The sequence below is a fragment of the Pseudomonas sp. GW822-FHT03F08 genome, assembly GCF_058801265.1.
This window is the reverse complement of record NZ_JBXANC010000008.1, coordinates 72611-99267: the sequence shown is the minus strand read 5'-3', so window position 1 is coordinate 99267 and position 26657 is coordinate 72611. Positions and strand designations below refer to the sequence as shown.

The window sequence follows — 26657 nt, the reverse complement described above, 5'->3', positions numbered from 1 at the left end:
TTTCTGCCGATTCCATCACCCTGTGACGAATTCAGAGTTGGCGGGGCGGCAAAAAGTTCGACCGCGTTGACAAGTGTCACGCGGTCTACAAGCTGCCATCACTGACGGGCAAACGTCCGATTGCTTAACCGGCCGCTTTACCTTGCCTCATCCTGAAGATTTGCATGGGCACACTGACCGCGAGCCCGATCAGCACGAACTTGAGGTATCGGTTGATTTCCCAGTGCTCGGCCACTGCTCCGACCGCAACACCCAGACCGATTGCAAGCACAACAACAAAAAACTTTTCCACTGACTTCATCCTGAATTGATGCTCCTGAGTTCACAGGTCATGCCTGGGTACCCTTGATATCGCCGGGTCGAAGAATCGACTCGACGTAAAGATAACGTTCGCCCCCGATAGAAAAACAGTCATTTGTCTCTCGCGTGCACCAACGCCTGTACCGTGACACTACTGCGTGACTGTACCGGGCGCAGGTACGCGGCATCGTGATAAAAATAACGCTCCCGTCACCGGAGCTCGCGCCATGGATCTCGCCACCCTCGCCCTGTTTCTGCCCGCCTGCTTTGCCTTGAACATGGCACCCGGCCCGAACAACCTGCTATCGGTCAGCAACGCCACCCGTTACGGCTATCGTCGCGCCTGTGTGGCGGGTGTCGGTCGGCTGCTGGCGTTCGCCGGGATGATCGCCCTCGCGGCGGCGGGGCTGGCGGTGGTGCTGCAAACGTCTGAGTTGTTGTTCTATGGGATCAAGATTGTCGGCGCGGGGTATCTGCTGTATCTGGCGTGGCAGCTGTGGCGGGCCAATCCTGCCGCTGAAGACGCCGTTAAGGCGCCGGCGAGCGGACTTCTGGCCCTGGCACGTCAGGAGTTTTTAGTAGCCGCAGGAAATCCCAAGGCAATTCTCATCTTCACCGCATTCCTGCCGCAATTCGTCGACCCGGCCCGCGCCATCACCCCGCAATTCATGCTGCTGGGCGCGCTGTTCCTGCTGCTGGAATGGATCGCCATCAGCGCCTACGCGTATATGGGCCTGCACATGCGCCGCTGGTTCGCCGAGCCGCGCGGCAAACGGATCTTCAACCGTTGCTGCGCGGGGCTGTTGTCGGCAGCGGCTTCGGTGTTGCTGATGGCCAAACGCGCCTAAGCTTCGGACGGGCCTTTGAGCTCGACCTGATTGCCGTCCGGATCGAAGCAGTACAGCGACAGGCCATTGCCCTCGGCGCCGAAACGGGTGGCGGCCTTGTCGACGGTCAGGCCGCAGGATTGCAGGTGGCTGACCAGCGCCTCTTCATCGAACGGCTCGATGCGCAGGCAGAAATGATCGACATTGCGCCGTTCGCTGCCGGCAGCGGCGCCGCCCTTGCGGCCGATTTCGCCGTCGAGGTCGACCAGATCGATCATCGACGTGCCGGCACGCAGGTGCACCAGACCGAATTTTTCGTTGCGCTTGACCACTTCGGCACCGAAGACCCGGTCATAGAAATCAATGCTGCGTTGCAGATCCGCAACGCGCAGCACAATGTGATCGATGTGGTGAATCGTGAACGGTGGCATACCTTCATTTCCCGAGTTGTAGCGACCCGATCACTGTAGTGCAGCGGCCCGAAAATTCACTGTCGATTTTTCGGTGGAGCCATCGAATAACTGGTTTTATCCTCGGCCCATGAACATACAGACCGCTGCCCTGCCCCCTCACGCCGAAATGGTTCGCGCCATGCTCGCAAGCGACACTGCCTATGAAGGCGTGTTCTTCACGGCCGTGAAAACCACCGGGATCTTTTGCCGCCCAACCTGCATGGCGCGCAAGCCGAAACCGGAAAATGTCGAGTTCTTCGCCCACGCTGACGACTGCCTGTCCGCCGGCTACCGCGCCTGTCTGCGTTGCAAACCGCTGGACGCTGCAGCCATCGCCCCGGACTGGGTGCAACGGCTGTTGAAAGCCGTCGACGCCGATCCGGAGCTACGCTGGAGCGATGCGCAATTACTCGCCGAGGGCATCGAGCCGCTGAAGCTGCGGCGCTGGTTCAAGCAGCATTTTGGCATGACCTTTCATGCGTGGCTGCGCACCCGCCGGCTCGGAGTGGCGTTGGGCGGGATCAAGCAAGGCACGTCCATCGACCACGCGGCGTTCGACTCCGGTTATGAATCCCTCAGCGGTTTTCGCGATGCGTTTCAGAAATCGTTCCACATCACGCCGGGACGCGCAGCGGCCAGCGAACCGCTATTGTTCACCCGCCTGACCACGCCGCTGGGGCCGATGATCGCCATGGCCGAACGACGCGGGTTGGTGCTGCTGGAGTTTCTCGACCGCCCGGCGCTGACCCGCGAAGTCGAAGAATTGCAAAACCGCTACGGCTACGTGGTCGCGCCGGGACACAACGCGCATTTGCAACAGATCGAAAACGAGCTGGCGCTGTACTTCGCCGGCAAGCTGAGCGAGTTCAGCGTGCCGTTACACCTGCCGGGCAGTGAGTTTGCCCGCCAGGTCTGGAGCGAACTGCGGCAAATCCCCTATGGCCACACCAGCACTTACGGCAGCATCGCGGCACGGCTGGGCAAACCCGGCGCCAGTCGCGCGGTGGGGCTCGCCAACGGGCACAATCGGCTGTCGATCGTGGTGCCGTGCCATCGGGTGATCGGTGCGGACGGCTCGCTGACCGGCTATGGTGGTGGGCAACCGCGCAAGGCGTTTTTGCTCAGGCTGGAAAACGCTGCCGTGCAACTGACGCAACCGCTGGCTTTCTGAACAACCGACAAGAAGGGATCTCGATGAACGCGCTCGACACACAGTTTCACCAGTTGCACCACGATGGCCTGCTGATCCTGACCAACGTTGCCGACGCCACGGGCGCGCGACTGGTCGAGCAACTCGGCGGCAAGGCCGTCGCCACCAGCAGCGCCGCGGTGGCCTGGGCCCACGGTTATCCGGATGGGAACACCTTGCCGCTGGAGCGTTTGATCAGCACCGTGGAGTCGATTGCCCGTGTCATCAAGGTGCCGTTGAGTGTGGACATCGAGGCCGGTTATTCCGATGACCTCGACCGGGTCGCCGAAGTGATCGATGCGGTTGTCGCAGCGGGTGCGGTCGGGATCAATATCGAAGACGGCAACGGCACGCCGGAACTGCTGGCGCGCAAGATCGAAGTGGCACGACAAGTCGCCGACAAGCGCGATGTGAAGCTGTTTATCAATGCCCGCACCGATGTTTACCTCAAAAGTCTGGTGCCAGCCGAGGATCGCGTCGCCGAAACCCTGCACCGCGCGGCGCTGTACCAGGCAGCCGGGGCCGATGGTTTGTTTGCCGCCGGCGTGACGTCCGCCTACGAAATCGAAGCCATCTGCAAGGGCACATCACTGCCGGTCAACGTTCTTGGTTTTGCTTGCCTACCCTCCCCCGAAGAACTGAAAGCCCTCGGTGTACGCCGCCTGAGCGCGGGCTCCGGGATCGCCGAATTCCTCTACGGCGCCATGGGTTCACTGGTGAAAAGTTTCCTCGCCAGCGGCATGCTCGATACCCACGACCTCAAGGCCTTCACCTATGGCGAAGTCAACGGTCTGCTGAAGTAAGCCATGCTCGATCCCTACCAACCGGCCAGCGAGTTTCTGGCCAGCCTCGACGCCGACTGGCAGCGCCACATCGCTGCGGTCGGGCCTTGCCTGCATCAACCGCATCCGGCGCGCGATCCCTATGAATCGCTGGTGCGGGCGATTGCCTATCAGCAACTGCATGCCAAGGCTGGCGATGCGATTGTCGGGCGGTTGGTGGGGTTGTTTCCCGGGCAGACGTTTCCGCGTCCGGAGCAGATTCTGGCGACAGACTTCGATCGGTTGCGCGGTTGCGGGTTTTCGGCAGGCAAGATTGCGACGATTCAGGGGATTGCCCAGGCGACCCTGGACGGCGTGGTGCCGGATTACGCCACGGCGCTGGCAATGGAGGATGAGGCGCTGATTGAACGCTTGATCAGCCTGCGCGGGGTTGGCCGCTGGACAGTGGAGATGTTGCTGATTTATAGCCTGGAGCGGCCGGATATTTTGCCGGCGGATGACTTTGGTGTGCGCGAGGGGTATCGGCGGTTGAAGGGGCTGGAGGTGCAGCCGACGCGCAAGCAGATGATTGAGATCGGGTTGGGCTGGCGTCCGTTTCGGACGGTGGCGGCTTGGTATTTGTGGCGGGTGCCAAAAGCGCCCTCACCGTAAGTGAGGGCGGCTTTCAAAGGCCCGATTTCAACCGACTGAACGCCCGAATCAAAGCCCGGTTAAACACCTTCCCATTATCATTCTTGCTATACAACGAAGCCCTCACCGCCTCCGGCGGATACGTCCCCGGATCATTACGAATCGCAGGATCAATCAACCCGTCCGCCGCCGTAATCGCGTTGGCGTAGTGAATGGTGTCAGTGATCGGCGCGATCACCTCGGGCGTCATCAGGTAATCCATCAGAGCCAATCCGGCCTCGGGGTGCGGTGCATCCTTGGGAATGACCATGGCATCGAACCAGATCAGCGTGCCCTCCTTCGGAATCCGGTAATTCAACTTGAATGGTTTGTGCGCCGCTTCGGCCTGCCCCGCCGCAATCGCAACGTTGCCGTTCCACGACATCGCCACGCAGGTGTTGCCGTTGGCCAGGTCGCTGATGTTCAGGTCGTTGTCGAAGTAGCGAATGTACGGACGGATCTTCGCCAGTTGCTGCTCGGCGAGTTTCAGGTCATCGAGGCTCTGGCGGTTGATGTCCAGGCCCATGTACTTCATGACCGCGGCGAACACTTCGTTCGGATCGTTGAGCAGGCTCACCCCGCAATCGGCGAATTTCGACACCACCGCCGGATCGAACAGCATCGCCCAACTGTCCCGTGGCGCCTCCGGCAAGCGCTGCTTCACGGCTTCTTCCTGATAGCCGACGCCAGTAGTGCCCCAGGCGTAGATCCCGGCGTAGCGGTTGCCCGGATCGAACACCGCCATGTGCTGGCGGAATTCGTCCCCAACCCCGGCAAAGTGCGGGAGCTGCTGCTTGTTCAAAGTCTGGATCGCGCCGCTCTCGATGGCTCTCGACAGGTGCTGGCCGGCGGTCAGCACCAGGTCGTAGCCGCTGCGGCCGGTGAGCAGTTTGGTTTCGACGGTTTCCAGTGAATCGAAGTGATCGGCGACCACCTGAATGCCGGTTTTTGCCTCGAAATTCTTCAGGGTGTCCGGGGCCAGGTACTCGCCCCAGATATACAGATTGACCACCGGTTTCGCCGTCTCGGCAGCCTGCACACACAGGGGTGCAAGCACCAGCAATAACGCTTTACTCAGTTTGTGCAGGCCCATGGTCAGGCTCCTTTTTTCTGGCCGGCGTATTGCGGCATGGTGATGCACGCGACGTTGCCGCCACCGAGCAGGATTTCCCGGGAGTTTTCGATACCGACGATCTTGTGCTGCGGGAACAGTTCGGCGAGGGTCGCCAGCGCCACCTGATCGTTGCGATCACCGAACAACGGCACCACGATCGAGCTGTTGCCGGCGTAGTAGTTGATGTACGACGCACAGATCTTGGTGCCGGCCTGACGGGTGTGGGTGCTGTCCTGCTGATCGAGGCCTTCGGCTTCTTCGGTGGTCCACTCCAGCACGTCCGGTTGCGGCAGCTTGTGCACGATCAGCTCGCGGCCACGGCTGTCGCGGGTGCTGCGCAGGATGTCGTAGGCCTCCTGATAGATTTCCCATTGCGGATCGTCACGGTTGTCGGTCCATTGCAGCACCACTTCGCCGGGGCGCACGAAGCACGCGAGGTCATCGACATGGCCGTCGGTTTCGTCGAACTTGCAACCGCGCGGCAGCCAGATCACTTGCTCGGCGCCAAGGTAGTCGGTCAGCCGCCGGGTCACTTCGTCCTTGCCCAGATGCTGGTTGCGATTGCGGTTGAGCAGGCATTGCTCGGTGGTGAGGATGCTGCCCTGGCCGTCGCTCTGAATGCCGCCGAGTTCGGCAATCAATGGCGCGCGATAACGGTCGAAACGTTCGATTTCGAGGATCTTGCTGGCGATCTGATCGTCCTTGTCCCACGGGTAGTAGAGGCCGCCATCGAGGCCGCCGTAGGCGTTGAATTCAAAATCGACGCCACGCACTTCACCGCTCTGATCATTGACCACAAAGCACGGGCCGCTGTCGCGGAACCAGGTGTCGTTGCAAGTCATCTCCACCACCCGCACTTGCGGCGGCAACTGGCGGCGGGCGGTGGCGAACTGCGCCGCCGAAGCGCAGACCGTCACCGGTTCGCTGTGGGAGATCGCGGTGACGATCTGCACCCAGACTTTCTGTGCAGGCTTGGCGCCGTTGCGCCAGACGTCGGTGCGCTCCGGCCAGCCGAGCCAGCAACCGGACTTGGCTTCGAATTCGCCGGGCAGACGGAAGCCGTCCTGTTTCGGGGTGGTGTCGAGCAAACGTGCCATGGTCAAACCTCGTCATCGGGATGGGAATGACCTCAGGCTACGGTCGCGAGCGGTCGGCTCGCCAACGATGATTATTTCGGAACAGTTGAATTCAACTCATCAATCCGCCAGTTGATCGTTGAACCATTCCAGCATCTGCGCCACCGCCGGACGCTCCAGCCGCACCCGCTCGCAGACCAGCGCGTATTGGCCCAGCGCGGTCATGCTGGAGGTGAACGGTCGCACCAGACGCCCGCTCTGCAAATCCTCCTGCGCCGTGAGGTTGTCGCCCATCGCCAAGCCCTGCCCTTGCGCCGCCGCTTCCAGCGCCAGCCCGGCATGGGCGAAATACAACTGGCGCTCCGGGCGCAAATCGCCGGCATGGCTGGTCAGCCACGCGGTCCAGGTCTTGCCGTCCTGATCGTCGTGCAACAGGCAATGCCGGGCCAGGTCCTTCGGGGTTTTCAGGTTGCCCTGGTTGAACAGGCCGGGGCTGCACACCGGGAAGAACTGCAACGCCGGCAACGGACGGACGAAATACGCGCTGCTGTCCACCGGGCCGGTGCCGTAAGTGATCGCCAGGTCAATGTCTTCGCCGGGTGCGGTGGCGTCGATCGGTTGTTCGTAGAGATGCAAAGTGATGTGCGGATAACGCGCGTAGAAATCGGTGAGACGATTCATCAGCCACTTCTGCGCCAGCTCCGCCGTGACCGCCAGGCGCAGCACAGCGAGCGAGGACGGATCGCGCAACTCGTCGCAGGCATCGCCGATCAGTTCGAAGGCTTGTTGCAGGCTCTGCATCAGGCGCCCGGCGGCGATGGTCGGGCGAATCTGCCGGCCCTCGCGAATGAACAGCGACACGCCCAGTTGCTCTTCGAGCTGGCGGATCTGATGGCTGACGGCGCTGTCGGTGACGCACAGCTCCGCTGCGGCCCGGCCGAAATGCGCGTGGCGGGCGGCGCATTCGAAGGTTCGCAGGACGGCCAGGGAAGGTAGTCGGCGCATGGGTTTGGGTCCCTTTTTTGCGCCCATGCTGACCGGGCTTTTCGCGGGCGTCCAGTTGCACCGCGTTATCGTTCGGCCGGGATTGAGCCGGTAGCCGCCTTCACAGTCTTTGACAGTTTCCCGACAAAGCTGCCAAAGATTGCCGGCCAGCCCCCGCCTAGCATGGCGCATCCACATTTCCCTCGGGTGCCCCATGCCGGTTTCGTTGCGTACGTTCTCGCTGTCCCTGACCTCCCTTTGCCTGCTGCTGCCCGGCGACTCGCTGCGTGCCGAAGACTGGCACACCACGCTGCGCGCCGGGGCTGCCAGTGCGCCGCGCTACAGCGGCAGTGATGAGCGGGTGGTGGCGCCATTGGTGGGTGTCGAAATAGTCAGCCCCTACGGCGTGTTCCTCGACACTAGCCGAGGCCTGGGCTGGGGTTTCGATGAAGAGGATTTCGGCCTCAGCGTCTACATCGGCGCCAGCGACGTGCGCAAGGATCGCAAGACCGGATTCAAAGGCTCGGACGAGCTCAACGGCATGGGCTCGATCAAATCGCGCCCGGTGATCGGGCTTGACGGGACGTATCACATGGGCCCGATCATTCTCGGCGCGAGCTTCGAGCATGCGCTGGAAAAGGATGACGATGACCACGACACCGGTTCGGCCTGGAACCGCCTCAAGCTGAGCATCAGCGCGCCGTTCTACGAAGGGCGTTTCGGCAAAGTGGTCGGCGGTCTGAACAGCCAGTTTGGCGACAGCAACTACATGCGTACCTGGTACGGCGTCAGCGATGCGCAGGCCTCGCGCAGCCAGTTCCGCGCGTACAAGGCCCGCGCCGGGTTGATCAGTCGCGGCGCGGACCTGACGTGGTCATTGCCTCTGGACAAACAATGGAGCGTCTCGACAGTGCTGGCGGTGCAATACCTGAACCACGAGGCGGCCGACAGCCCGATTGTCGAACGTCGGCTGCAGACCTCCCTCGCCGGGCAAGTGGCCTACACCTTTTGATCGCGCTCAGAACAGCTCGCTGAACGGAATGAAACGCAGTGGATCACCCATTCGCAAGGTGCTGTTCTCCGGAATTTCCACCAGCCCGTCAGCCCAGGTGGCGCCGAGCAGAACCCCGGAACTCTGGTTCGGATAGAGCGCCGCCTGCCCGCCCTCCAGACGCACCCGCAGGTACTCGCGGCGACTGCCGGGTTTCGGCCAGTCGAACCCGGCATTGACGGTGAAACTCAGCGGCATCACTTCTTCCACGCCTTGAATGCGCAGCAGGTACGGGCGCGCCAACAGGCCGAACGTCACCAGCGCCGAGGTCGGGTTGCCTGGCAGACCGATCACCGGCACCGTGCCGAAATGGCCAACCGTCAACGGTTTGCCGGGTTTGATCGCGAGCTTCCACAACAGCGGCTTGCCGTTGTCGCGCAGCACCTGGCCGAGGCAATCGGCATCGCCGGCAGACACGCCGCCCGTGGTCAGAATCAGATCGGCGGCCACCTGCAACTGCTCAAGCTTGAGCCGGGTCTGCGCCGGACGATCCGGCAGGATACCCGCGTCGATCACCTCGCAACCCAGTTCGCGTAACCAGTGATCGAGCAAGGTGCGATTGCTGTTGTAGATGCTGCCGGGACGCAACGGCTGGCCCGGTTCCACCAGCTCATCACCGGTCGACAGCAGCGCCACACGCGGTCGGCGCACCAGCGGCAAATGGGTCATGCCCTGCCCCGCAGCCACCGCCAGTTCGAACGGGCCAAGGCGTTTGCCGGCGCGCAGCAAAGTATCGCCAACGCGGTTCTCCTGGCCCTGGGCACGGATGTTCTGGCCGACCTTCAGCGGTTGCAGAAACCGCACCCGGCCGTCCTCCAGCACTTCGACGTTTTCCTGCATCTCCACGCAATTGGCGCCGGGAGGCAGCGGTGCGCCGGTGAAGATCCGCGCGCAGGTACCGGGCAGCAAGGCGTCCGGCGCCAACCCGGCGTAGACCCGTTGCGAAACATTCAACGGCTGACGGTGCAGATCGGCGAGGTTCAAGGCGTAACCGTCCATGGCACTGTTCGGCCACGGCGGCAGATCGAGGGTGGCGACCAGATCGCTGGCCAATACTCGCCCGCGTGCCTCATTGAGCGGCACCGATTCGCTGTCCGGCAGGCGTTGTTCATTGGCCATCGCCAACAGTTGGTCGAGGGCGTCCTCGACCGGCATCAATGCAGCCTTGCTCATCCGCGTGGCCCGCAGGCTTGCACCGGTTTGAGGTGCGGAACGAAGTTGCATGGACGGTGACGGTTATCCAGTTGCTCGGCGAGGATGCCTTCCCACGCCGTGCGGCATGCGCCGGTGGAGCCCGGCAGGCAGCACACCAGCGTGCCGTTGGACAGGCCCGCCAGCGCGCGGCTTTGTACGGTCGAGGTGCCGATGTCGAGAATCGAGATGGCGCGGAACAGTTCGCCGAAACCGTCGATCTGCTTGTCCAGCAGGCAGGCCACCGCTTCCGGGGTGCTGTCGCGCCCGGTGAAACCGGTGCCGCCAGTGATCAGGACCACCTGGATGTTGTCGTCGGCAATCCAGTGCGCGACCTGGGCGCGGATCTTGTACAGGTCGTCCTTGAGCAGATTGCGCTCACTCAAGGTGTGGCCGGCTTCGAGCAGACGGCTGACCAACAACTGGCCGGAAGTATCGCTGGCGTAATCGCGGGTATCGCTGACCGTCAGCACGGCAATATTCAAGGGAACAAACAGGGCATCCGCTTTAACACTCATGGCACTCTCCGGCATTCGCCAATTCAATTGGGCCAGAGCCTAAGTGCCACTTATGAAGACTGTCTAATCACTCTAACCAACCGCATTATCGACCCGCTCTATCGGCTATTTTTCTACGAACTTCGACTACCGTTCGCGCCAATGAAACCGGCCGTCATCGAAACCCTCGATAGCCTCTTCAACGCTTCCGATTGGACGTAAAACGCGATCAATGGGATCGTCACCCCCTGCGCTTTCCGTGCGCCGTACGCATCTGCGTCAATACTCAATCAAAATTCTCAATCGAGCAGGTGCCATCGTGGACATCAAACAACTCAAGTTCCTGATCGCGCTGGACGAAACCCGTCACTTCGGCCAGGCCGCCGCGCGTTGCCACATCACCCAGCCGACCCTGTCGATGCGCCTGCGTAATCTGGAAGACGAGCTGGATCTGGTACTGGTCAATCGCGGCCAGCGCTTCGAAGGTTTCACCCAGGCCGGCGAACGCGTACTGGCCTGGGCCCGCACGCTGCTGGCCGCCCACGACGGGTTGTTCGCCGAAGCCGCCGCCTGCCGCGGGCAACTGGTCGGCAGTCTGCGCCTGGGGCTGGTGCCGCTGAGCAACTTCAATCCGGTCAATTACATTCAGGGTTTGTCCGCGATCTATCCGGAGCTGAAATACAGCCTGTCGTCGCTGAGTTCCAACGAAATCATCGAAGGCCTGGGCAACAATCAGCTGGACCTGGGCGTGTGTTATCTGGATCACGTCAACCCGAACTATTTCGATTTCTTCGAGATCGGCGAAACCCGCGTCGGCCTGCTCTACGACACCCGCCACTTCCATTTCGAAGGCCCGGAAATGAGCTGGGAAGACGCCGCCGAACTGCCGCTGGGGATGATCACCACCGGCATGCATTACCGCAAATCCATCGACCTGAGTTTCCGCAGTCGCGGCCTCAACCCGCAGCCGATCATGGAAAGCGACTCGACCTATCAACTGTTACAGGCGATTCACCAGGGTTTCTGCTGCTCGATCATGCCGCTGGACAGTGGTCTGCAAGAGCCGATCGAACACCTGGCCTTCATCAACCTGCCGGATGCGAGCGTACTCGCGCCGCTGGGGCTGGTGATGCGCAAGACCGAACCGCGCTCGGCGATTGCCGAAAAGTGTTTTGCCGAGGCGCGCAAGATGTTCGGGATCGAGGCGCCTGCCGTTTAACCCCCCTCAAGTAGCCTGAAACGTTGCACTTCGGTGCAACGCTTTCAACTTCGCCAGCGGTGATCGACCAATCCAATCACTGCATCGGAACAAGCGATTGGACGCACTTTTCGCTGCCCCGTAGCCTGAACTCACTTCAGCGCTTCGGGGACTTTCAAGATGCTGTGCCAAGTTGAACAAACCATCGAACCGGGCGACGCCAACGCCCCCGCGCCACAACCTTCGCCAGTGGCTTACCGCGAATACCTCGACGATGCGCCTGTGTCCCACGCGGCGCTGGCGGCGGAGATCGCATTGGCCATCAGCTACAACGGCTTGAATCAGGCGGTGATGATGGTCTCGCCGGGCAACATCGAGGACTTCATTCGCGGCTTCAGTCTGAGCAACGCCATCGTCGACAGCCTCGACGATATCCACGACATCCGTCTGACTCACTTTGACCAGGCCTGCCAGGCCGACGTGCAGATTTCCAGCCGTGCGTTCTGGGCCCTGAAAGATCATCGCCGGCAGATGGCGGGCACCAGCGGTTGTGGCCTCTGCGGCGTAGAAGCCCTGGAGCAAGCGCTGCCGCAACTGGAGATCCTGACGCCGACACCGTTGCCACCGGCCGCGCATTTCGAGGGCATCCGCCAACGCATCGAACAAGCCCAGCAACTGGCCCGCAGCAGCGGCGCCCTGCACGCGGCGCTGTACTTCGACACCGACGGCGAAGCGCTGCTGTGCCGCGAAGACATCGGCCGCCACAACGCCCTCGACAAGTTGATCGGCGCCCTGCAATTCGAAAACCTCGATGCGCGTCAGGGCTTCGTCGTGGTCACCAGCCGTTGCAGTCTTGAATTGATTCACAAAGCGGTGCGCGCCCGTCTTGGCACCCTCGTCAGCCTGTCCGCCCCCACCGCGCTGACCGTGCGCTGGGCGCTCAAGCACCGCTTGAACCTGATCCACGTCCCGCACCGCAACGCCCCCCGAATCTACAGCCCGATCCAGGAGCAAACCCCATGAGCGACACCCTCACCCACCTCGACGATCAGGGCCGCGCCAACATGGTCGACGTCAGCGACAAGGCCGCGACGCGCCGCGAAGCCACTGCCCAGGCCTGGGTGCAGATGCGTCCTGAAACCCTGCAAATGATTCAGTCCAACGGCCACCCCAAGGGCGACGTGTTCGCCGTGGCGCGGATCGCCGGGATTCAGGCGGCCAAGCGCACCCACGAGTTGATTCCGCTGTGTCATGCGCTGCTGCTCAGCTCGATCCACGTCGAACTCAAGGCCTGCGAACCGGACCGCGTACAGATCACCAGCACCTGCCGCCTCACCGGCCAGACCGGCGTCGAACTCGAAGCCCTGACCGCCGCCAGCGTCGCCGCGCTGACGATCTACGACATGTGCAAAGCGGTGGACCGGGCGATGGTCATCGGCGACATCCGTCTGCTGAGCAAACAGGGCGGCCGCTCCGGCCATTTTCAATGGGAGAACCCACAATGATTCTGATCAACTACTTCGCCAGCTACCGTGACCGGCTCAATCTGGGCGGTGAAAAGATTCCGGCCAGCAGCGCCCTCGCCAGCGTAGAGGACGTGCGGCAGATGCTGATGCAGCGTGGCGACTTATGGCGCGAAGTGCTCGGCGCCGGCAACCTGATGTGTGCGGTGAATCAGGAGCTTTGCCAGCCGGATCAGGCGATCGAGGATTTCGACGAGATCGCGTTTTTCCCACCGGTCACGGGAGGTTGAGCCATGGGCGTTCGAGTCCAGCGCAAAAACTTCGATGCCGGTCAGTTGATTGCGGATTTGCATGCACGCAATCCACGGGTGGGCGCAGTGGTGAATTTCATCGGTTACGTGCGTGATCTGAATGTCGGCCAAACGGTTAACGAACTGTTCCTCGAACACTATCCGGGCATGACCGAGAAGGCTTTGGAACAGATAGCCGAACAGGCCCGCGATCGTTGGCCGCTGCTGGCGGTGGATATCGTGCATCGGGTCGGCGCGCTGTCGGTGAGCGAGCCGATCGTGTTTGTCGGCGTCAGCAGCAAACATCGGCATGCGGCATTCGAGGCCTGCGCGTTCATCATGGACGTGCTCAAGACCCGCGCCCCGTTCTGGAAGCGTGAGACCACGCCTGAGGGCTCGCATTGGGTTGAGGCGCGGGAAAGTGATCAGAATGCGGCGTTTCGATGGAGTCTGGCGCATGCCTGACGGGGCACTGTCGGATGCAACAAAAGCCTGATTAGATAGCGGTTCCCGACGATTCGAACGTGGAGCCGCACTTGAGCACAACGCCCCCTGAGGATTTGCCCCGCCCCCAGCCTGTCAGCCTGCGCCAGGCCTGGCCCTTCTGGCTCAAGCTCGGCTGCATCGGTTTCGGCGGCCCGGCCGGGCAGATCGCGATCATGCATCAGGAACTGGTGGAGCGTCGGCGCTGGATCTCCGAGCGGCGCTTCCTGCATGCGCTCAACTACTGCATGTTGCTGCCCGGCCCCGAGGCCCAGCAACTGGCGACCTACATCGGCTGGCTGCTGCACCGCACGGGCGGCGGCGTGCTGGCCGGGGCGCTGTTTGTGCTGCCGTCGCTGCTGATCCTGATTGCCCTTTCCTGGATTTATATTGCGCTTGGCGACGTGCCGGTGGTGGCCGGGGTGTTTTACGGGATCAAACCGGCGGTGACCGCGATTGTGTTGCACGCGGCCCATCGCATCGGTTCGCGGGCCTTGAAGAATGGCTGGCTGTGGGCGATTGCCGGAGCAGCGTTCGTGGCGATTTTCGCCTTCAACGTACCGTTCCCGCTGATCGTGCTTGGTGCGGCATTGATCGGGTATTTCGGCGGACGCTGGGCGCCGCAGCGGTTCAACCACGGCGGTCATCGTGGCAGCGAAAAATCCTTCGGCCCGGCACTGATCGATGACGACACGCCAACGCCCGAACATGCACGGTTCAGCCTGCCGAGGCTGCTGCGTCTGGTGCTGGTCGGTGCGTTGCTGTGGTGCCTGCCGATGGCGCTGCTGACCGCGCTGTTCGGCTGGAACGGCACCTTCACGCAGATGGGCTGGTTCTTCACCAAAGCAGCACTGCTAACGTTCGGCGGCGCTTACGCGGTGCTGCCCTATGTGTATCAAGGCGCGGTCGGGCATTACGGCTGGCTGACGCCGACGCAGATGATCGACGGCCTGGCCCTGGGCGAGACCACGCCGGGGCCGCTGATCATGGTGGTGGCGTTTGTCGGGTTCGTCGGGGCTTACGTGCAACCGACGTTCGGCCCGGAACATGCGTTTGCCGCCGGCGCGCTGGCGGCGACGCTGGTGACCTGGTTCACCTTTCTGCCTTCGTTCCTGTTCATCTTCGCCGGCGGACCGCTGGTGGAGTCGACCCACAACGAACTGAAGTTCACCGCACCGCTGACTGCGATCACCGCCGCCGTGGTCGGGGTGATCCTCAATCTGGCGTGTTTCTTTGCTTACCACGTGTTCTGGCCCCAGGGGTTTGCCGGGCAACCTGACTTTTTTGCGCTGTTGCTCGCACTGGCGGCAACCCTCGCACTGTTTGTTTTCAAGCGCGGGGTGATCGAGGTGTTGATCGTTTGCGCCCTCGTCGGGCTGGGGTTTCACCTGTTGCGCTGAACCGGGGGCTCGCCACGCCCTCCGGAATCAGGCGTTTACTTATCCGGGAGTTCCCCCTTACTATCCAGCCACACCGGCATGGCGGGACACTCCCGCCGCCGACGTTTTCCGCCAACGGAAACACGCGTCATGAGCACGTCACTACAACAATCAGAATCGTTGAACGTCTCTGCACTGTGCGCCCTCCTTCACAGGGGCCGCGCATGAATCGCATCGTCAATCTCCCAATGGCCCTGAGCCGTTCCAAGCTGCGTCACTCCGCACGCCCGCCGGATATCTGCCTGTCCGTCTGATCGCGCCGTTAAAAACCGCGACAGTCCCCCTCTTTTTTCGATATCCCTGCCAGGACGCCCGCGCCTATTGCCGAGCTGCGTCCGGCCCGAATCTGCGCGCCTGTGCGGCGCCATCGTGAGTGATTATGAAATTCGCAGCCATTGAAGACGCCCGTCATTTTCTCGATCAAAACCCCGACATCGACATGATCGAGCTGTTCATCCTCGACGCCAACGGCGTGCCCCGCGGCAAGTTGTTGCACCGCGAAGAACTGCTCGCCGTGTACGAAAGCGGTCGCCCGCTGCCGAGCACCATCCTCGGCCTGACCGTGCACGGCGAGGACGTGGAAAATTCCGGTCTGGTGTGGGACGTCGGCGACATCGACTGTCGCGCCTACCCGCTGGAAGGCAGTCTGGTACGCCTGCCGTGGCGGCAGATTCCGACGGCTGCGGTGCAGGTCAGCATGCACCCGGAACAAGGCATGCCGGCGAGCATTGCCGACCCGCGTCACTTGCTGATCAACGTGATCGACCGCTTGAAAGCCGAGGGTTACCACCCGGTGATGGCCTGCGAACTGGAGTTCTATCTGCTCGACGCCAAACGCGATCACAACGGTCGTCCGCAACCGGCGCTGGATGCCGACGGCGGTCGACCGAGGCACACGCAGGTCTACGGTTTGCGTGAGCTGGAGCAGATCGAACCATTCCTCGCCGACCTCTACAGCGCCTGCAAACTGCACGGCATTCCGGCGCGCACGGCGATCTCGGAATACGCACCGGGTCAGGTGGAAATCACCCTCGAACACGGCGATGCGCTGGAGGCGATGGATCAAGCGGTTCGCTACAAGCGGCTGGTCAAAGCCGTGGCGCACAAGCACGGGATGCAGGCGACGTTCATGGCCAAGCCGTTCGATCACCTGGCCGGCACCGGCATGCACATGCACGTCAGCCTCGCCGATGCCGAGGGGCGCAATCTGTTTGCCTCCGAAGACCCGGCCGGCACGCCGCTGTTGCGCACGGCGATTGGCGGGATGCTCGCCTCCTTGCTCGATTCGCTGCTGCTGTTCTGCCCCAACGCCAACTCCTACCGTCGTTTCCAGGCCAACAGCTACGCGCCACTGGCGCCGACCTGGGGCGTCGACAACCGCACCGTCAGCCTGCGCGTGCCCGGCGGCCCGGCCAACACCCGGCACATCGAACACCGCATCTGCGGCGCCGATGCCAACCCGTATCTGGCAGCGGCGGCGATCCTGGCGGGCATTCATCGCGGCATAAAAGAAGACATCGATCCGGGCGAACCGGTGCAAGGCAATGGCTATGCGCAGGCGAAAGAATTGCTGCCGACCGACTGGCTGACCTCGCTCACGGCGCTGGAACAATCGGTGTGGGCGCGTGATGCACTGGGGCAGGCGTTTCTCGGGGTGTATCTGGCAGTGAAGCGTGCGGAATACCGGCAGTTCATGGCCGAAGTGGGTGAGCAGGACTGGCGCTGGTACCTGACCGAAGCCTGATCCGTTCTTCCTCTTTTTGCCTTGGATACCGACATGACTGAACGCAGCAATTCCTACTACACCGCCACCCTCAACCGCGACACCGACTACCCGTCCCTGCAAGGTCGGCACAAGGTCGATGTGGTGATCATTGGCGGCGGTTTCACCGGCGTCGCCACCGCCGTCGAACTGGCCGAAAAAGGCCTGAAAGTCGCCATCGTCGAAAGCCACAAGATCGGCTGGGGCGCCACCGGGCGCAACGGCGGCCAGGTCACCGGCAGCCTCTCCGGCGACGGCGCGATGCGCAAACAAATGCGCAATACGCTGGGCGATGAAGTCGACGACTTCATCTGGCACCTGCGCTGGCGCGGGCACGAAATCATCCAGCAACGGGTCGAGAAATACGGAATCGATTGCGACCTCAAGCACGGCCATTTGCACGCGGCGTACAAGCCGAGCCACATGGCCGGTCTGCGCAGCGACTACGAGGAGGCCGTACGCCGAGGCATGGGCGATGAGGTCAGCCTGCTCGACCGCAGCCAGGTGCGCGATCTGCTGCAAAGCGAGCTCTATCACGGCGCGATCAAGAACACCCGCAACATGCACCTGCACCCACTCAACCTGTGCATCGGCGAGGCACGGGCAGCGGAAAGCCTCGGCGCACTGATCTTCGAAAACAGCGAAGTGCTGGAGATCATTCACGGCGACAGCCCGGGTGTTCGCACGGCCCACGGCCGGATCGACGCCAATCAGGTGCTGCTGGCCGGCGACGTCTACCACAAGCTCGAACCGGGTCAGCTCAAGGGCAAGATCTTCCCGGCCATGGGCGGCATCGTCACCACCGAACCACTGGGGAATCTGGCCAAACAGATCAACCCCGAAGACCTCGCCGTGTACGACTGCCGTTTCGTCCTCGACTACTACCGCCTCACCGCCGACGGCCGCCTGCTGTTCGGCGGCGGCGCCAACTACAGCGGCAAGGACTCAAGGGACATCGCCGGCGAACTGCGGCCGTGCATCGAACAAACCTTCCCGGCGCTCAAGGGGGTGAAGATCGACTACCAGTGGAGCTGCGCGATGGGCATCGTCATCAACCGCATTCCGCAACTGGGCAAGCTTTCGGACAACGTCTGGTATTGCCAGGGCTACTCTGGCCACGGCATCGCCACGACCCACATCATGGGCGAAATCATGAGCCGGGCGATCACCGGGCAGATGCAGCAGTTCGACACGTTTGCCGCGTGCTCGCACATTCGGGTGCCGATGGGGGATCTGCTGGGGAATCCGATGCTGGCCGCCGGCATGTGGTACTACCAGATGCTGGAAAAACTGCGCTGATTGAACGGGCCCCATCGCGAGCGGTGGGGCCTTTGTTTCGCTCCAAAACGTCAGTCCTGCAACTGCTCCACCTCAATCCCCAACCGCCGGTAATCCTCGGCACTGCCCGACGCCAGGTGCCGCTCGGTGATCAACGTATGCACCCGATTGCACGGCGCAACCACGAACGGCTCCACCGCCCCCAGCTTGTCCGCCGTGGTCACGGCAATCACCTGCGCCGCACTGTCGAACAACGCCTGTTTCACCGGCACTTCATCGAAATACAGCGAGCTCAGCCCCACTTCCGGATGAATCGCGCAAACCCCGGTAAACAGCACATCCGCCTTGATGCTTTGCAGCAGTCGCACCGTTTCGTGGCCACTGACCGACATCGTCGCCAGGTTGAGCTGCCCGCCCGCCAGAATCACTTTGATGCCCTTGTATTCAGCCAGGGTGATCGCCGTCATCGGTGACGTGGTCACAGCCGTGATCGAGATATCCAAGGGCAGCGAACGGGCGATCTGCAAGGTGGTGGTGCCGGAATCGAACAATACGATCTGACCATTCTTCACCCTGCCTGCCGCCAGTTGCGCGAGACTGGTTTTCACCTCGTCGGTTTCACTGATCCGCGTGAAGTAATCCTTGCCGGTATCCTTCGGTCGCGGCAGCGCCCCACCGTGCACTCGCTGCACCAGCCCGGCGTTGTCCAGCTCGGCCAGATCGCGGCGGATGGTGTCTTCGGACACCGCAAAGTGCTGGCTCAACTCGGAAGCCATGACCTTGCCGTCACGTTCGAGAATCAGGAGGATTTTCTGCCGACGCAGGGAGGGGAGCTCGGCAACGGAATGATCGTGCATGGTTATGCCTGTTTGTGCTTGTAGTTGCAGGTTTACCGAGACTAACCAAAGCCTCAGGCAAACACAAACCGGCTGGTATCAATTGTTTCGATCATTGAAATCATGAAGCCGAATTTTTTCTTTGCAGCGGGCCTGTTCACAATGGCACCACTTCAATAAGGCTCAGGATGAACACCCCATGAATCTCAATTTTGCGTTTGCGTGCATGATCGTCGTGTCGTTTGCGATTGCGTTAGGGCACGCGTGATTTACGCGGGCACCGCCTTCACGTAGTGAAGGATTTACGGCGCACCTCCAATTGCCTTATCTCGAGTTTTCCTGTCGGCTGCCAGGCAGCCCAGGCTCACAATCACGTCACAACAGATCAATCTTCTTCGGGCGCGAAGAACTTGACGACAAACTCCCCGCCCCGCTCGTTCAACAAAATGATCCGAGCGCAATTCAAGCATTTGAGAAGCATGTCGGACTCTGCAAACAGCTTGTCGACGAGTTGATTGGCGGACATTTGATTTCCATCCGGCAGATCAAGCGCATCCTCTGAAGCCACCAGAGATACACCCGTCCCGCAAAACCAGTTTTTGTGAACCAGCTCATCACATTTGCACCGAACCCATGACCCCATGACCTACCTCAAGACACAAATAAGTGAACGACGCACAAATCACACCTCTTCCCGCGCTCTACGCACCTGCACCAACAACGCCGGCGCAAAGTGCAGCACCACCATCCGCACCAGATGGTGAGTCAGGATAAACACCACGTTCAACCCGCCACCAAATGCCACGATGGCAATGGTCTCGATCGCTCCCGGCATGTACGCCAGCCACAGCGACAACGCATCACTGCCCAGCAATCGCGCCGCCACTTCGGCGAATCCCGCTGCGACTAGAATCATCAAACCCACCGAAACCAACGCCGTGCGGCCATGACGGGCCAGTTCCGCAAAGCCGAGGCCCTGGAACCGTGAGCCGATCCGCGCCCCGAGAATCAACGCCGCCAGATTCAAACTCCAGTCCGGCATGTGAAAACCATGCAGCCATCCCGATTTCAAGAACACGGCGGTCAGGATAATCGCCGTCAACATGAACGGTGCCGGTACGCCAATCGCCAGCAGCAATCGCCCGACCACGATGCTCGAAATAATCAGCGAGAGCACAGTCAACGCCATGCCCGTGGATAGCGGATCAACCTCGGCCACGGCAACCACTGCCTGACCGGGAATCAGCAAACTCACCAGCACAGTGATCAGCAGCAGCCGAATCAGGTGCACGATGATGACTTTGCTCGACGCCTGATGCGATTCCAGCAAATCAAACACCGCCGCCAGCGCCCCCGGATACACCGCCAGCAAGGCGTCGGTGCGATTCCACCCTGCGCCGCGCGCCAGCCACCAGGCGGACAGCGCCACTTGTACTGTCAGGCACAGCAGCAACAGACCAAGGCTTGGCAACATCGTCGAGACGGTCGCACTGTCCCAGGCCTCGAACATCAAGCCTGTGGCAATGCCGAGGGTGACCTGGATGTAACCCAGGCCATAGGGGGTTCTGGGTGCGAAGCCAAATTTGGTAGCAGCCAGTGCGGTGACAAGGATCGAGCCCAACAGCAAACCGTGGGGCACGCCTTCGAACTGCAACAGCGCGCCGAATCCGGCAGCGATCAACAGACACAGAATGGATTTCATCAACTCTCCAATAGTCGAAAGGACGCAATCGTGATTCGTTTTCTCATGCAGTGCCTGACACCAGAAAGGCAAGTCACTGCCGAACGAGCAATACGCGTGCAGTCAACAGCTTTTGAGTTGCATGAAATCTACGAAGTCTTCGGTGGACCATCCCAGGCTGCCGTTGCCATCGAATCGTTCCCTGACCAAATGCAAGGTCATCGCACTTGCTGCATCTGGAGACATTGGGAAAAACGCACCTCCCGGCTCGCTGTGCATGTAGAAATCACCCAGTTTGGCAGAACAGTGTTCGCAGTGATTCATGTAATAAACCATTCCCGCCTTTTGGCTGTAATCAGGCTGATAGCGAGTGGTATAGGTACGAAGCTGTTTGATGACTGAAGGCGACAAGGTGAGCACATCGGACAATCCAGCCCGGAATCCATCGCATACCCAATAGCCAAGTCCGCTTTCCAGTGAGAAGTCGGTTTCTTCGTCCTCTTCGGCAAACTCGAACTGCTCGTGTTCTTCTGGAAGCCTGAATGAGAAAACACGAGTCAGGCAGTAGCATTTCCAACATTCTGTTGCCGACTGCAAGATGAAATAATACGGTGAGCGCACATGAAATTCCGGCTCATGCTCCAAACCAAACGCAGTCAACTGTGGCACCCAACGCGCAAAAGCCTCCGCGCTCGTACCTTCTGGCACATACCAGGTTTTCACTCGAGGATCCCAACGTGCACCAAGAAGTTTGGCTTGATCCTTTTCAGCGAAAGGGACATTCAAATCAATTCGTGCCATCTGCCGCTCTCTTCATCCATGATTATTTGATTCAAAACGCGATCAGGCGCGCAACCGTCCGATCGCCCGCCGATACTTTTCGATCCGCTCCAGATCCTCCCAGCTCGGCGAGGCAATCCGCGACAGATCGCTGTTCTCTTCCAGATCCGCCAGTTTCACCACTCGCCCGATCGGGTTTTGCGCGACGCGCTCGATGAAGTCCTCGTAGGATTCACCGGGCACTTTGGTCACCGATTCGATTGCTGACAGCACGGCTTCGCTGAAGCCTTCCTTGCGCAAATCTTCCAGGCTGATGCCGCAATCCTCGACCACATCGTGCAGCACCGCGACGATGCGCTCTTCCAGGCTGCTCATGCGCAGCATGACTTTCAGCGGATGCAAAATGTACGGCGCACCGCCCTTGTCCACCTGCCCGGCGTGGGCCGTGGCGGCAATGGCGATGGCGCGTTCCAGAGTCTGAGTCATGGGCGTTTCCTCGGGTTAGACGCCGTACCGACCGCCAACGTGAATGTTGCGTTTGAGCCAACGGCCAATCGCCTGCAAACGGCCGGTTGGCTGCGCCGGCTCGGCGTATTGCTGGAGGATCAGCGAAACCAGATCAGCCTGATCCGCCGCCGGATGAGCGTCCATCAAGTCGGCCACCCAGGCGCAGTTGGCCTTCTTCAAATGCTCCCGCCACTCGCCCGGCCACGCCTCCAGCTCATCCAGCGCCAACCACCGCGCACCACCCTGATTGGCATGCCCGCCGCCGATCGATTGCTCGAAGCAGAACGGCGTTGTCGGGCGGGACAGGTCGATGCTGAAGATATAGATGTCCTGGGTTTTGTGCTGCGGTGTGGGGGCGTTGTTGCGGCTGCCGATCTGAATCATGCGCGGTTCCGTCCGTGGGAGAGGCGTTACAACTTGTTTCGCAGTCTACGACGTGGTGCGGATGGGGGGAACCTTTGGCGATGAACCGGGTTGTGGCAAGTGAAAGGTTTGACCGGGTAGTCCGGGGATTCCGTTTCAGTCGCCCACAAAAAAGGGACACCGTTGGGTGTCCCTTTTTGCGTTTGGGGTAAGCCAATCGATCAATGTTTCATGGCTTCACACTGACGGCGCAGGTCCTGATCACCAATGCCGCTGCAATTGCCGTTTCCGGTTTTGGCCTCACAGAAACGGCGCTGGTCCTGATTATCGATACCGCTGCAATTGCCGCTTCCTGTCTCTGCTTCACACATTCTTCGAAGATCCTGACTGCCAATCCCGCTGCAATTACCACTGCCGGACTTTGCTTCGCAATATCTGCGCTGATCCTGATCGTTGATGCCGCTGCAATTGCCATGGCCAGTTTCTGCCTCGCACATCCTGCGCAAATCCTGATTGCCGATCCCGCTGCAATTGCCGCTACCGGACTTGGCTTCGCAATATCTGCGCTGATCCTGATCGTTGATGCCCGAGCAGCCAGCGAAGGCATGGCCGGCGAAGGCAAACATCAACAGCATCGCAAGTATTTTCTTCATCACACGCTTCCTTGGCTTACCAGTAAACAGACTGGCACTGGTTGACGCAATCACACCCAATCAACGCTTCATCGCTTCGCACTGATTACGCAGATCCTGGCTGCCGATACTGTTGCAACTGCCACCACGGGTTTTGGCCTCACAGAAAAGACGCTGATCCGTGTCATTGATCGAGTTGCAGCTACCGCCTCCTGTTTCTGCATCGCACATTCTGCGCAGAGTCGTATCGTTGATGCTGTTGCAACTGCCGCCACGGGTTTTGGCCTCGCAGTAACGACGTTGATCCCCGTCATTGATCGAGTTGCAACTACCACTGCCTTTTTCCGCATCGCACATCCTGCGCAGGTCCGTATTGTTGATGTCGTTACAGCTGCCACTGCCGGACTTGGCCTCGCAATATCTGCGCTGATCCGGATCGTTGATGTTCATGCAGCTAGCAAAGGCATGGCCGGCAAAGGCAAACATCAACAACATCGCCAGTATTTTCTTCATCACACGCTTCCTTGGTATTCCAGTCAGCAGACTGGCTCTGTTTAATCCGATTGAAATGAGTCTCGCGAAGCACCCTCAAATCAGCGCTTCATGGCTTCGCACTCGTTGCGTAGATCGGAATTGCTGATGTACGAGCAACTGCTGCCACTCTGCTTGGCATTGCACAGGGCGCGCTGGTCACTGTCGCTGATGTATGAACAGGAATAGCCCTTCAGCTCCGCCTCGCACGCCGCGCGCAGATCCGAGTTATGGATGTACGAGCAACTGCTGCCGTTCTTCTTGGCGTTGCAGTAGTCACGTTGGTCAGTGTCGGCGATGTACGAGCAGGATCTACCGTTCACTTCAGCATCACAGGCCGAACGCAAATCAGAGTCGTGGATGTACGAACAACTGCTGCCCTTCTCTCTGGCTTCGCAATAGGCCCGCTGATCACTGTCACTGATGCTGGCGCACCCGGCAAACGTGTATCCGCTGAACATCAACAACATCGCAAGCACTAGTCTCATCACACACTTCCTTGGTCGACCAGGAAACAGCCTGGCACTGCTTGAGCCGATGAATGAGCGTCGCGACACGCCATCAAATTGACATCGGTTTTGGGGAAAGTTCCGGGGCGGGAATGCGTGATGATTTTTTTGATCTGAAAACGGCGTAGGAAATTACCCTGCGTGGTGAGGGAGCTTGTTCTTGCGGGGAGGCGAAGCGGGTCGAAACCTGGCAAGTCATTTTCCCCTGACACGCTGTAGCCCTTGATTTACGCCAGTCGCGCCGCCGAACAGGAGTGAACTCTCTGGCCACGAGTGGTGATTTCACGTCCTACAGGCGGATTGCGACAGTGGGGATCGGTACCTAGAGTGGGTCTGTCGCTGAACGAATTTGGCGATAGGGTTTCGCAGCCCTTAAGATTGACACCCTGTTCCGTCTGGCGCGGCCGACTCCCGGCTGCGCAAATTTTATGGCGGTTGTGCGTGGGAGACCTTCGGGTCTGCCGGGTCTTGGTGTTAGTCCTCCGGTCTGCGAACCCGCGCATAGCTGCCACCCATTTTGTTTCGCAGCAGGACGGTGGCAATTCTTCTCATTAAAGGATTAGCACCATGGCGAACAAAAAACCGCTCTACTACTGCGCTCACATGTCCTATCCGGCTTCGGATCACCCTGTCCTGCTGATTAATGCCGAAGCCCCCTTAAGTGACCTAGATGCCTGCGCATCCGAACGCCTCGAGGCAGTCCTCAAATATCTAGATCTCATGGCCTGCACCAGCCTCCCCGACCATTCCGAACACGACATCAGCACCGTCACCACGATCGCGAGAATCTTGGTGCAGGACGTGAGGGATGTATTTCGGGTAATTGGGCAACGAGCAATTCAATCCTGACCCAAGCGCTCTGCCCCCTTTGAAACCATAAAAAACCGCGATATCGCGGTTTTTTAGTCCCTTGGATGGGTCGGAGTAAAAACTCAGTCACAAAATCGGCTGAGGCTCCAACGGCTAGCGACTTTGGTCTGAACGTCTTCCACTGACAAAAACTTAGTGGCACTCTGACATCCGGCAATTGATCGGTGTACTGAGGATCTTCGATCCTTATCAGCGACAATCACGGCAACAGTAGACGAGGAAAGGATATCTCCATGAAAAAATTGCTCTTCATTCTGACACTCTTCAGCTCATTTTCTTGCTCCGCCGCGACAATTCTCAATCCGATGGATTTCGACGGTTCAGAAGCACAGAAACAACAGGTCATTGACTCCATCACCGCAACGGTGAGGAAGGACTACTGCGAAAAAATCGACATGTGTCAGGAAAGCACTCTTCGCATGATGGAAAAGAAAAATCTTGACTCCTTCAAAGAAGCGACTAAAGCCACTGATCGAAAAATAATGAACACAGTGATTCATGACTACTGCGAGAAAATTGACATGTGCAATTACAGCACTATATGGATGATGTATAAGAAAAATTTTGAAGCCAAGAACAAAAGCCTTACATGGTAATTAAAGTAAGAAACTTAAAGATGACAGATCTATAAAAAATCTGTCACCTTTTCTGGTCACCTTTCTGTCAATCATCAATAAATGTTTGCTGCACCGGGGAACTAGAGTGAGGTTGACTATAGGAGTCCGACTTCACAAGCGATATAAAACCCTCTTGCGACAACAATGCATTATCAAGCAAGCCTAGTTTGAGCAAAGATACCAACAGCGCACAAGTCCTTGCCTGGCAATTTATAGAGCGCTCTGGATTAAACTCAATATCAGAAAAACCTTTGTAGTGATAAAGCCTTTTCAGAAACTCTTTATGAGGCCTAAGCGCCGTCAAATACAACCAATCATAAAAGGATGTCTTTGGCTCGAGGGGCCATCTTTGCCCAAAAAAATCGAACCCTATTAAACGCCCCGAACTCCTCAACCTATCATCTGTTTTAGCTGCCCTGCTATCTAGCGTATATAAATCCCTATAAGGCCCTCCTCCCTCAAAAACCTTACTTCCTTGAAACGCAGATTCTATGGTTATTTCACCAACAGGTGTATCCAACCTTAAACTAAAGGCACTTAATCGTTGCCCTAGCAACTCTTCAGATTTTGTGGAAACTTCCAAAATTGGAGTTAACCCTTTTTCCCTTGCTGCCTCATGAAGCGCGACAATATTTTTTTTCTTCTGAGTAACTGAAAAACCCGGATTCCACGCAAAAGCCAAGGACACTTCTTGAACAAAGCGTCCGGGCATAGAGGTCGCAATAAATATTGGACGATTAGCCATCAACAAAACCTAGGATATTTTTTGGGGATATCATCTTAGGGACTAATATCTCGCTCTTTTCAGCAGCTCGCTTCCGCTCCTGATTTCCATCTGCTCTAAAATCTAAAAAAGTAAACAAGCCTGTCAAGTCCACTTGATCTTTGGCCTGTTCATTATCCAACAATGGAACACCAGATTTATTTGAAACTGCATTTGTGAATTTGACACCTGCAAAGTTCAACACGTCCAAATCAATTTTTAGCCATATCGGCTTCGTGATCCGACCTTCTTTCTGTGCGACATGTAACATTGGGTGTTGTTGCGAAAAGGCGAGATGGACGTAGTCATCAACACCCGCCATCTCGTCTGCGTCATGACTCCACTTATTCCCACCAGGTGCAGAAGCTTCTATTTCACGACGCTTGATTTCTTTCCATGAAAGCAAACCATTTTCAGAGATAGATTTGTAATTTTTTTCATCGGTAAAATGCCACAAGAATTTAACACCGAGTTTTTTTAATGCTGCCTGCATAGTTACCACTCCAGAGTTGATAGTGACCGT

General features: G+C 59.3%; 33 protein-coding genes. 16 read left to right on the top strand and 17 right to left on the bottom strand.

The genetic code is table 11. The features are described 5' to 3' along the window. Positions 1-124: 124 nt before the first annotated feature. The gene (locus tag AC1RME_RS20810) at positions 125-292 is read right to left on the bottom strand and encodes a hypothetical protein (protein ID WP_176504846.1); all 168 of its coding nucleotides are present in this window, start codon (positions 290-292) and stop codon (positions 125-127) included. Positions 293-527: 235 nt separating this feature from the next. On the opposite strand from AC1RME_RS20810, the gene AC1RME_RS20805 reads away from it, so the two are divergent. Continuing rightward, on the top strand, positions 528-1148 hold the full coding sequence (locus AC1RME_RS20805) for a LysE family translocator (protein ID WP_096820508.1): 621 nt from the start codon (positions 528-530) through the stop codon (positions 1146-1148). Here AC1RME_RS20805 and AC1RME_RS20800 read toward each other — a convergent pair. Then, entirely contained in the window at positions 1145-1558 is a 414-nt protein-coding gene (locus tag AC1RME_RS20800; protein WP_493091688.1) for a VOC family protein, read from the bottom strand. The genes AC1RME_RS20805 and AC1RME_RS20800 overlap by 4 nt on opposite strands. Positions 1559-1667: 109 nt before the next feature. Between AC1RME_RS20800 and AC1RME_RS20795 the strand changes: the two genes are divergently transcribed. The 3 genes from AC1RME_RS20795 to AC1RME_RS20785 are packed head-to-tail and all read left to right on the top strand — an operon-like array spanning position 1668 to position 4201. Next, positions 1668-2750 carry a bifunctional transcriptional activator/DNA repair enzyme AdaA gene (locus AC1RME_RS20795; protein ID WP_493091687.1) on the top strand — a complete coding sequence of 361 codons (1083 nt, stop codon included), beginning with the start codon at positions 1668-1670 and terminating at the stop codon, positions 2748-2750. Positions 2751-2773: 23 nt separating this feature from the next. Beyond that, positions 2774-3571: an isocitrate lyase/PEP mutase family protein gene (locus tag AC1RME_RS20790; RefSeq protein ID WP_493091686.1), complete on the top strand. Its 798-nt coding sequence runs from the start codon at positions 2774-2776 to the stop codon at positions 3569-3571. A 3-nt stretch (positions 3572-3574) separates the two neighbouring features. After that, on the top strand, positions 3575-4201 hold the full coding sequence (locus AC1RME_RS20785; RefSeq protein WP_096820504.1) for a DNA-3-methyladenine glycosylase family protein: 627 nt from the start codon (positions 3575-3577) through the stop codon (positions 4199-4201). Positions 4202-4214: 13 nt separating this feature from the next. Here the strand turns inward: AC1RME_RS20785 and AC1RME_RS20780 are convergent, their stop codons facing one another. From AC1RME_RS20780 to AC1RME_RS20770, 3 genes are all read right to left on the bottom strand, one after another. Continuing rightward, the gene (locus AC1RME_RS20780) at positions 4215-5312 is read right to left on the bottom strand and encodes an extracellular solute-binding protein (protein ID WP_493073422.1); all 1098 of its coding nucleotides are present in this window, start codon (positions 5310-5312) and stop codon (positions 4215-4217) included. A gap of 2 nt (positions 5313-5314) precedes the next feature. Then, positions 5315-6430 carry an agmatine deiminase gene (aguA, locus tag AC1RME_RS20775; RefSeq protein WP_096820502.1) on the bottom strand — a complete coding sequence of 372 codons (1116 nt, stop codon included), beginning with the start codon at positions 6428-6430 and terminating at the stop codon, positions 5315-5317. 99 nt (positions 6431-6529) lie between these two features. Then, complete coding sequence (locus tag AC1RME_RS20770) at positions 6530-7414, bottom strand: LysR substrate-binding domain-containing protein (protein WP_493091685.1); 885 nt, start codon at positions 7412-7414, stop codon at positions 6530-6532. A 193-nt stretch (positions 7415-7607) separates the two neighbouring features. On the opposite strand from AC1RME_RS20770, the gene AC1RME_RS20765 reads away from it, so the two are divergent. Beyond that, positions 7608-8405 (top strand): MipA/OmpV family protein, encoded by a 798-nt coding sequence (locus AC1RME_RS20765; RefSeq protein WP_493066116.1) that lies wholly within the window; start codon positions 7608-7610, stop codon positions 8403-8405. A 6-nt stretch (positions 8406-8411) separates the two neighbouring features. On the opposite strand, the gene AC1RME_RS20760 is transcribed toward AC1RME_RS20765, so the two are convergent. Next, positions 8412-9617 carry a molybdopterin molybdotransferase MoeA gene (locus AC1RME_RS20760; protein WP_096820499.1) on the bottom strand — a complete coding sequence of 402 codons (1206 nt, stop codon included), beginning with the start codon at positions 9615-9617 and terminating at the stop codon, positions 8412-8414. Continuing rightward, positions 9614-10153 (bottom strand): molybdenum cofactor biosynthesis protein B, encoded by a 540-nt coding sequence (moaB, locus tag AC1RME_RS20755; RefSeq protein ID WP_065260324.1) that lies wholly within the window; start codon positions 10151-10153, stop codon positions 9614-9616. The genes AC1RME_RS20760 and moaB overlap by 4 nt, the downstream gene beginning before the upstream one ends. A 298-nt stretch (positions 10154-10451) precedes the next feature. Between moaB and AC1RME_RS20750 the strand changes: the two genes are divergently transcribed. The 8 genes from AC1RME_RS20750 (at position 10452) to AC1RME_RS20715 (ending at position 18066) form a co-directional block, all read left to right on the top strand. Next, positions 10452-11351: a LysR family transcriptional regulator gene (locus AC1RME_RS20750; protein WP_096820498.1), complete on the top strand. Its 900-nt coding sequence runs from the start codon at positions 10452-10454 to the stop codon at positions 11349-11351. A 159-nt stretch (positions 11352-11510) separates the two neighbouring features. Next, positions 11511-12353, top strand: a complete 843-nt coding sequence (fdhD, locus tag AC1RME_RS20745; protein WP_493073425.1) for a formate dehydrogenase accessory sulfurtransferase FdhD — start codon at positions 11511-11513, stop codon at positions 12351-12353. Then, positions 12350-12835 carry a cyclic pyranopterin monophosphate synthase MoaC gene (moaC, locus tag AC1RME_RS20740; protein WP_085698780.1) on the top strand — a complete coding sequence of 162 codons (486 nt, stop codon included), beginning with the start codon at positions 12350-12352 and terminating at the stop codon, positions 12833-12835. The genes fdhD and moaC overlap by 4 nt, the downstream gene beginning before the upstream one ends. Next, positions 12832-13083, top strand: a complete 252-nt coding sequence (locus tag AC1RME_RS20735) for a MoaD/ThiS family protein (RefSeq protein WP_096820496.1) — start codon at positions 12832-12834, stop codon at positions 13081-13083. The genes moaC and AC1RME_RS20735 overlap by 4 nt, the downstream gene beginning before the upstream one ends. A 3-nt stretch (positions 13084-13086) precedes the next feature. Further along, positions 13087-13548: a molybdopterin synthase catalytic subunit MoaE gene (gene moaE / locus AC1RME_RS20730; RefSeq protein ID WP_493091684.1), complete on the top strand. Its 462-nt coding sequence runs from the start codon at positions 13087-13089 to the stop codon at positions 13546-13548. 71 nt (positions 13549-13619) lie between these two features. Then, positions 13620-14966, top strand: a complete 1347-nt coding sequence (gene chrA, locus AC1RME_RS20725; RefSeq protein WP_493091683.1) for a chromate efflux transporter — start codon at positions 13620-13622, stop codon at positions 14964-14966. 418 nt (positions 14967-15384) lie between these two features. Next, positions 15385-16749 carry a glutamine synthetase family protein gene (locus AC1RME_RS20720; protein ID WP_493073429.1) on the top strand — a complete coding sequence of 455 codons (1365 nt, stop codon included), beginning with the start codon at positions 15385-15387 and terminating at the stop codon, positions 16747-16749. A 33-nt stretch (positions 16750-16782) separates the two neighbouring features. Next, a complete protein-coding gene (locus AC1RME_RS20715) occupies positions 16783-18066 on the top strand; it encodes an NAD(P)/FAD-dependent oxidoreductase (protein ID WP_096820492.1) in 1284 nt (427 codons plus the stop codon). A 50-nt stretch (positions 18067-18116) separates the two neighbouring features. On the opposite strand, the gene AC1RME_RS20710 is transcribed toward AC1RME_RS20715, so the two are convergent. From AC1RME_RS20710 to AC1RME_RS20685, 6 genes are all read right to left on the bottom strand, one after another. Next, complete coding sequence (locus AC1RME_RS20710; protein ID WP_096820491.1) at positions 18117-18902, bottom strand: DeoR/GlpR family DNA-binding transcription regulator; 786 nt, start codon at positions 18900-18902, stop codon at positions 18117-18119. Positions 18903-19266: 364 nt separating this feature from the next. Beyond that, positions 19267-19407 (bottom strand): hypothetical protein, encoded by a 141-nt coding sequence (locus AC1RME_RS20705; protein ID WP_176504845.1) that lies wholly within the window; start codon positions 19405-19407, stop codon positions 19267-19269. 156 nt (positions 19408-19563) lie between these two features. Further along, on the bottom strand, positions 19564-20583 hold the full coding sequence (locus AC1RME_RS20700) for an AbrB family transcriptional regulator (RefSeq protein WP_096820490.1): 1020 nt from the start codon (positions 20581-20583) through the stop codon (positions 19564-19566). 102 nt (positions 20584-20685) lie between these two features. After that, on the bottom strand, positions 20686-21363 hold the full coding sequence (locus AC1RME_RS20695; RefSeq protein WP_096820489.1) for a DUF5710 domain-containing protein: 678 nt from the start codon (positions 21361-21363) through the stop codon (positions 20686-20688). Positions 21364-21405: 42 nt separating this feature from the next. Beyond that, positions 21406-21828, bottom strand: a complete 423-nt coding sequence (locus AC1RME_RS20690; RefSeq protein ID WP_493073434.1) for an HD domain-containing protein — start codon at positions 21826-21828, stop codon at positions 21406-21408. A 15-nt stretch (positions 21829-21843) separates the two neighbouring features. Next, entirely contained in the window at positions 21844-22233 is a 390-nt protein-coding gene (locus tag AC1RME_RS20685; protein WP_493073435.1) for a hypothetical protein, read from the bottom strand. A gap of 203 nt (positions 22234-22436) precedes the next feature. Between AC1RME_RS20685 and AC1RME_RS20680 the strand changes: the two genes are divergently transcribed. Continuing rightward, entirely contained in the window at positions 22437-22910 is a 474-nt protein-coding gene (locus tag AC1RME_RS20680; RefSeq protein WP_493066105.1) for a hypothetical protein, read from the top strand. Positions 22911-22925: 15 nt separating this feature from the next. On the opposite strand, the gene AC1RME_RS20675 is transcribed toward AC1RME_RS20680, so the two are convergent. Next, positions 22926-23357 carry a hypothetical protein gene (locus tag AC1RME_RS20675; protein WP_096820485.1) on the bottom strand — a complete coding sequence of 144 codons (432 nt, stop codon included), beginning with the start codon at positions 23355-23357 and terminating at the stop codon, positions 22926-22928. Between the two features lie 80 nt (positions 23358-23437). After that, a complete protein-coding gene (locus AC1RME_RS20670) occupies positions 23438-23863 on the bottom strand; it encodes a hypothetical protein (protein WP_102621935.1) in 426 nt (141 codons plus the stop codon). A gap of 588 nt (positions 23864-24451) precedes the next feature. Between AC1RME_RS20670 and AC1RME_RS20665 the strand changes: the two genes are divergently transcribed. Together AC1RME_RS20665 and AC1RME_RS20660 are read left to right on the top strand one after the other, a co-directional pair. Next, positions 24452-24733, top strand: a complete 282-nt coding sequence (locus AC1RME_RS20665) for a fructose-bisphosphate aldolase (RefSeq protein WP_273538556.1) — start codon at positions 24452-24454, stop codon at positions 24731-24733. A gap of 254 nt (positions 24734-24987) precedes the next feature. Next, positions 24988-25350: a hypothetical protein gene (locus AC1RME_RS20660; protein WP_493091682.1), complete on the top strand. Its 363-nt coding sequence runs from the start codon at positions 24988-24990 to the stop codon at positions 25348-25350. A 67-nt stretch (positions 25351-25417) separates the two neighbouring features. Here AC1RME_RS20660 and AC1RME_RS20655 read toward each other — a convergent pair whose 3' ends face one another. Together AC1RME_RS20655 and AC1RME_RS20650 are read right to left on the bottom strand one after the other, a co-directional pair. After that, on the bottom strand, positions 25418-26116 hold the full coding sequence (locus tag AC1RME_RS20655) for a DarT1-associated NADAR antitoxin family protein (RefSeq protein WP_493091681.1): 699 nt from the start codon (positions 26114-26116) through the stop codon (positions 25418-25420). Further along, entirely contained in the window at positions 26109-26627 is a 519-nt protein-coding gene (locus AC1RME_RS20650) for a DarT ssDNA thymidine ADP-ribosyltransferase family protein (RefSeq protein WP_493091680.1), read from the bottom strand. Before AC1RME_RS20650 ends, AC1RME_RS20655 begins: the two co-directional genes overlap by 8 nt. Positions 26628-26657 lie beyond the last annotated feature (30 nt).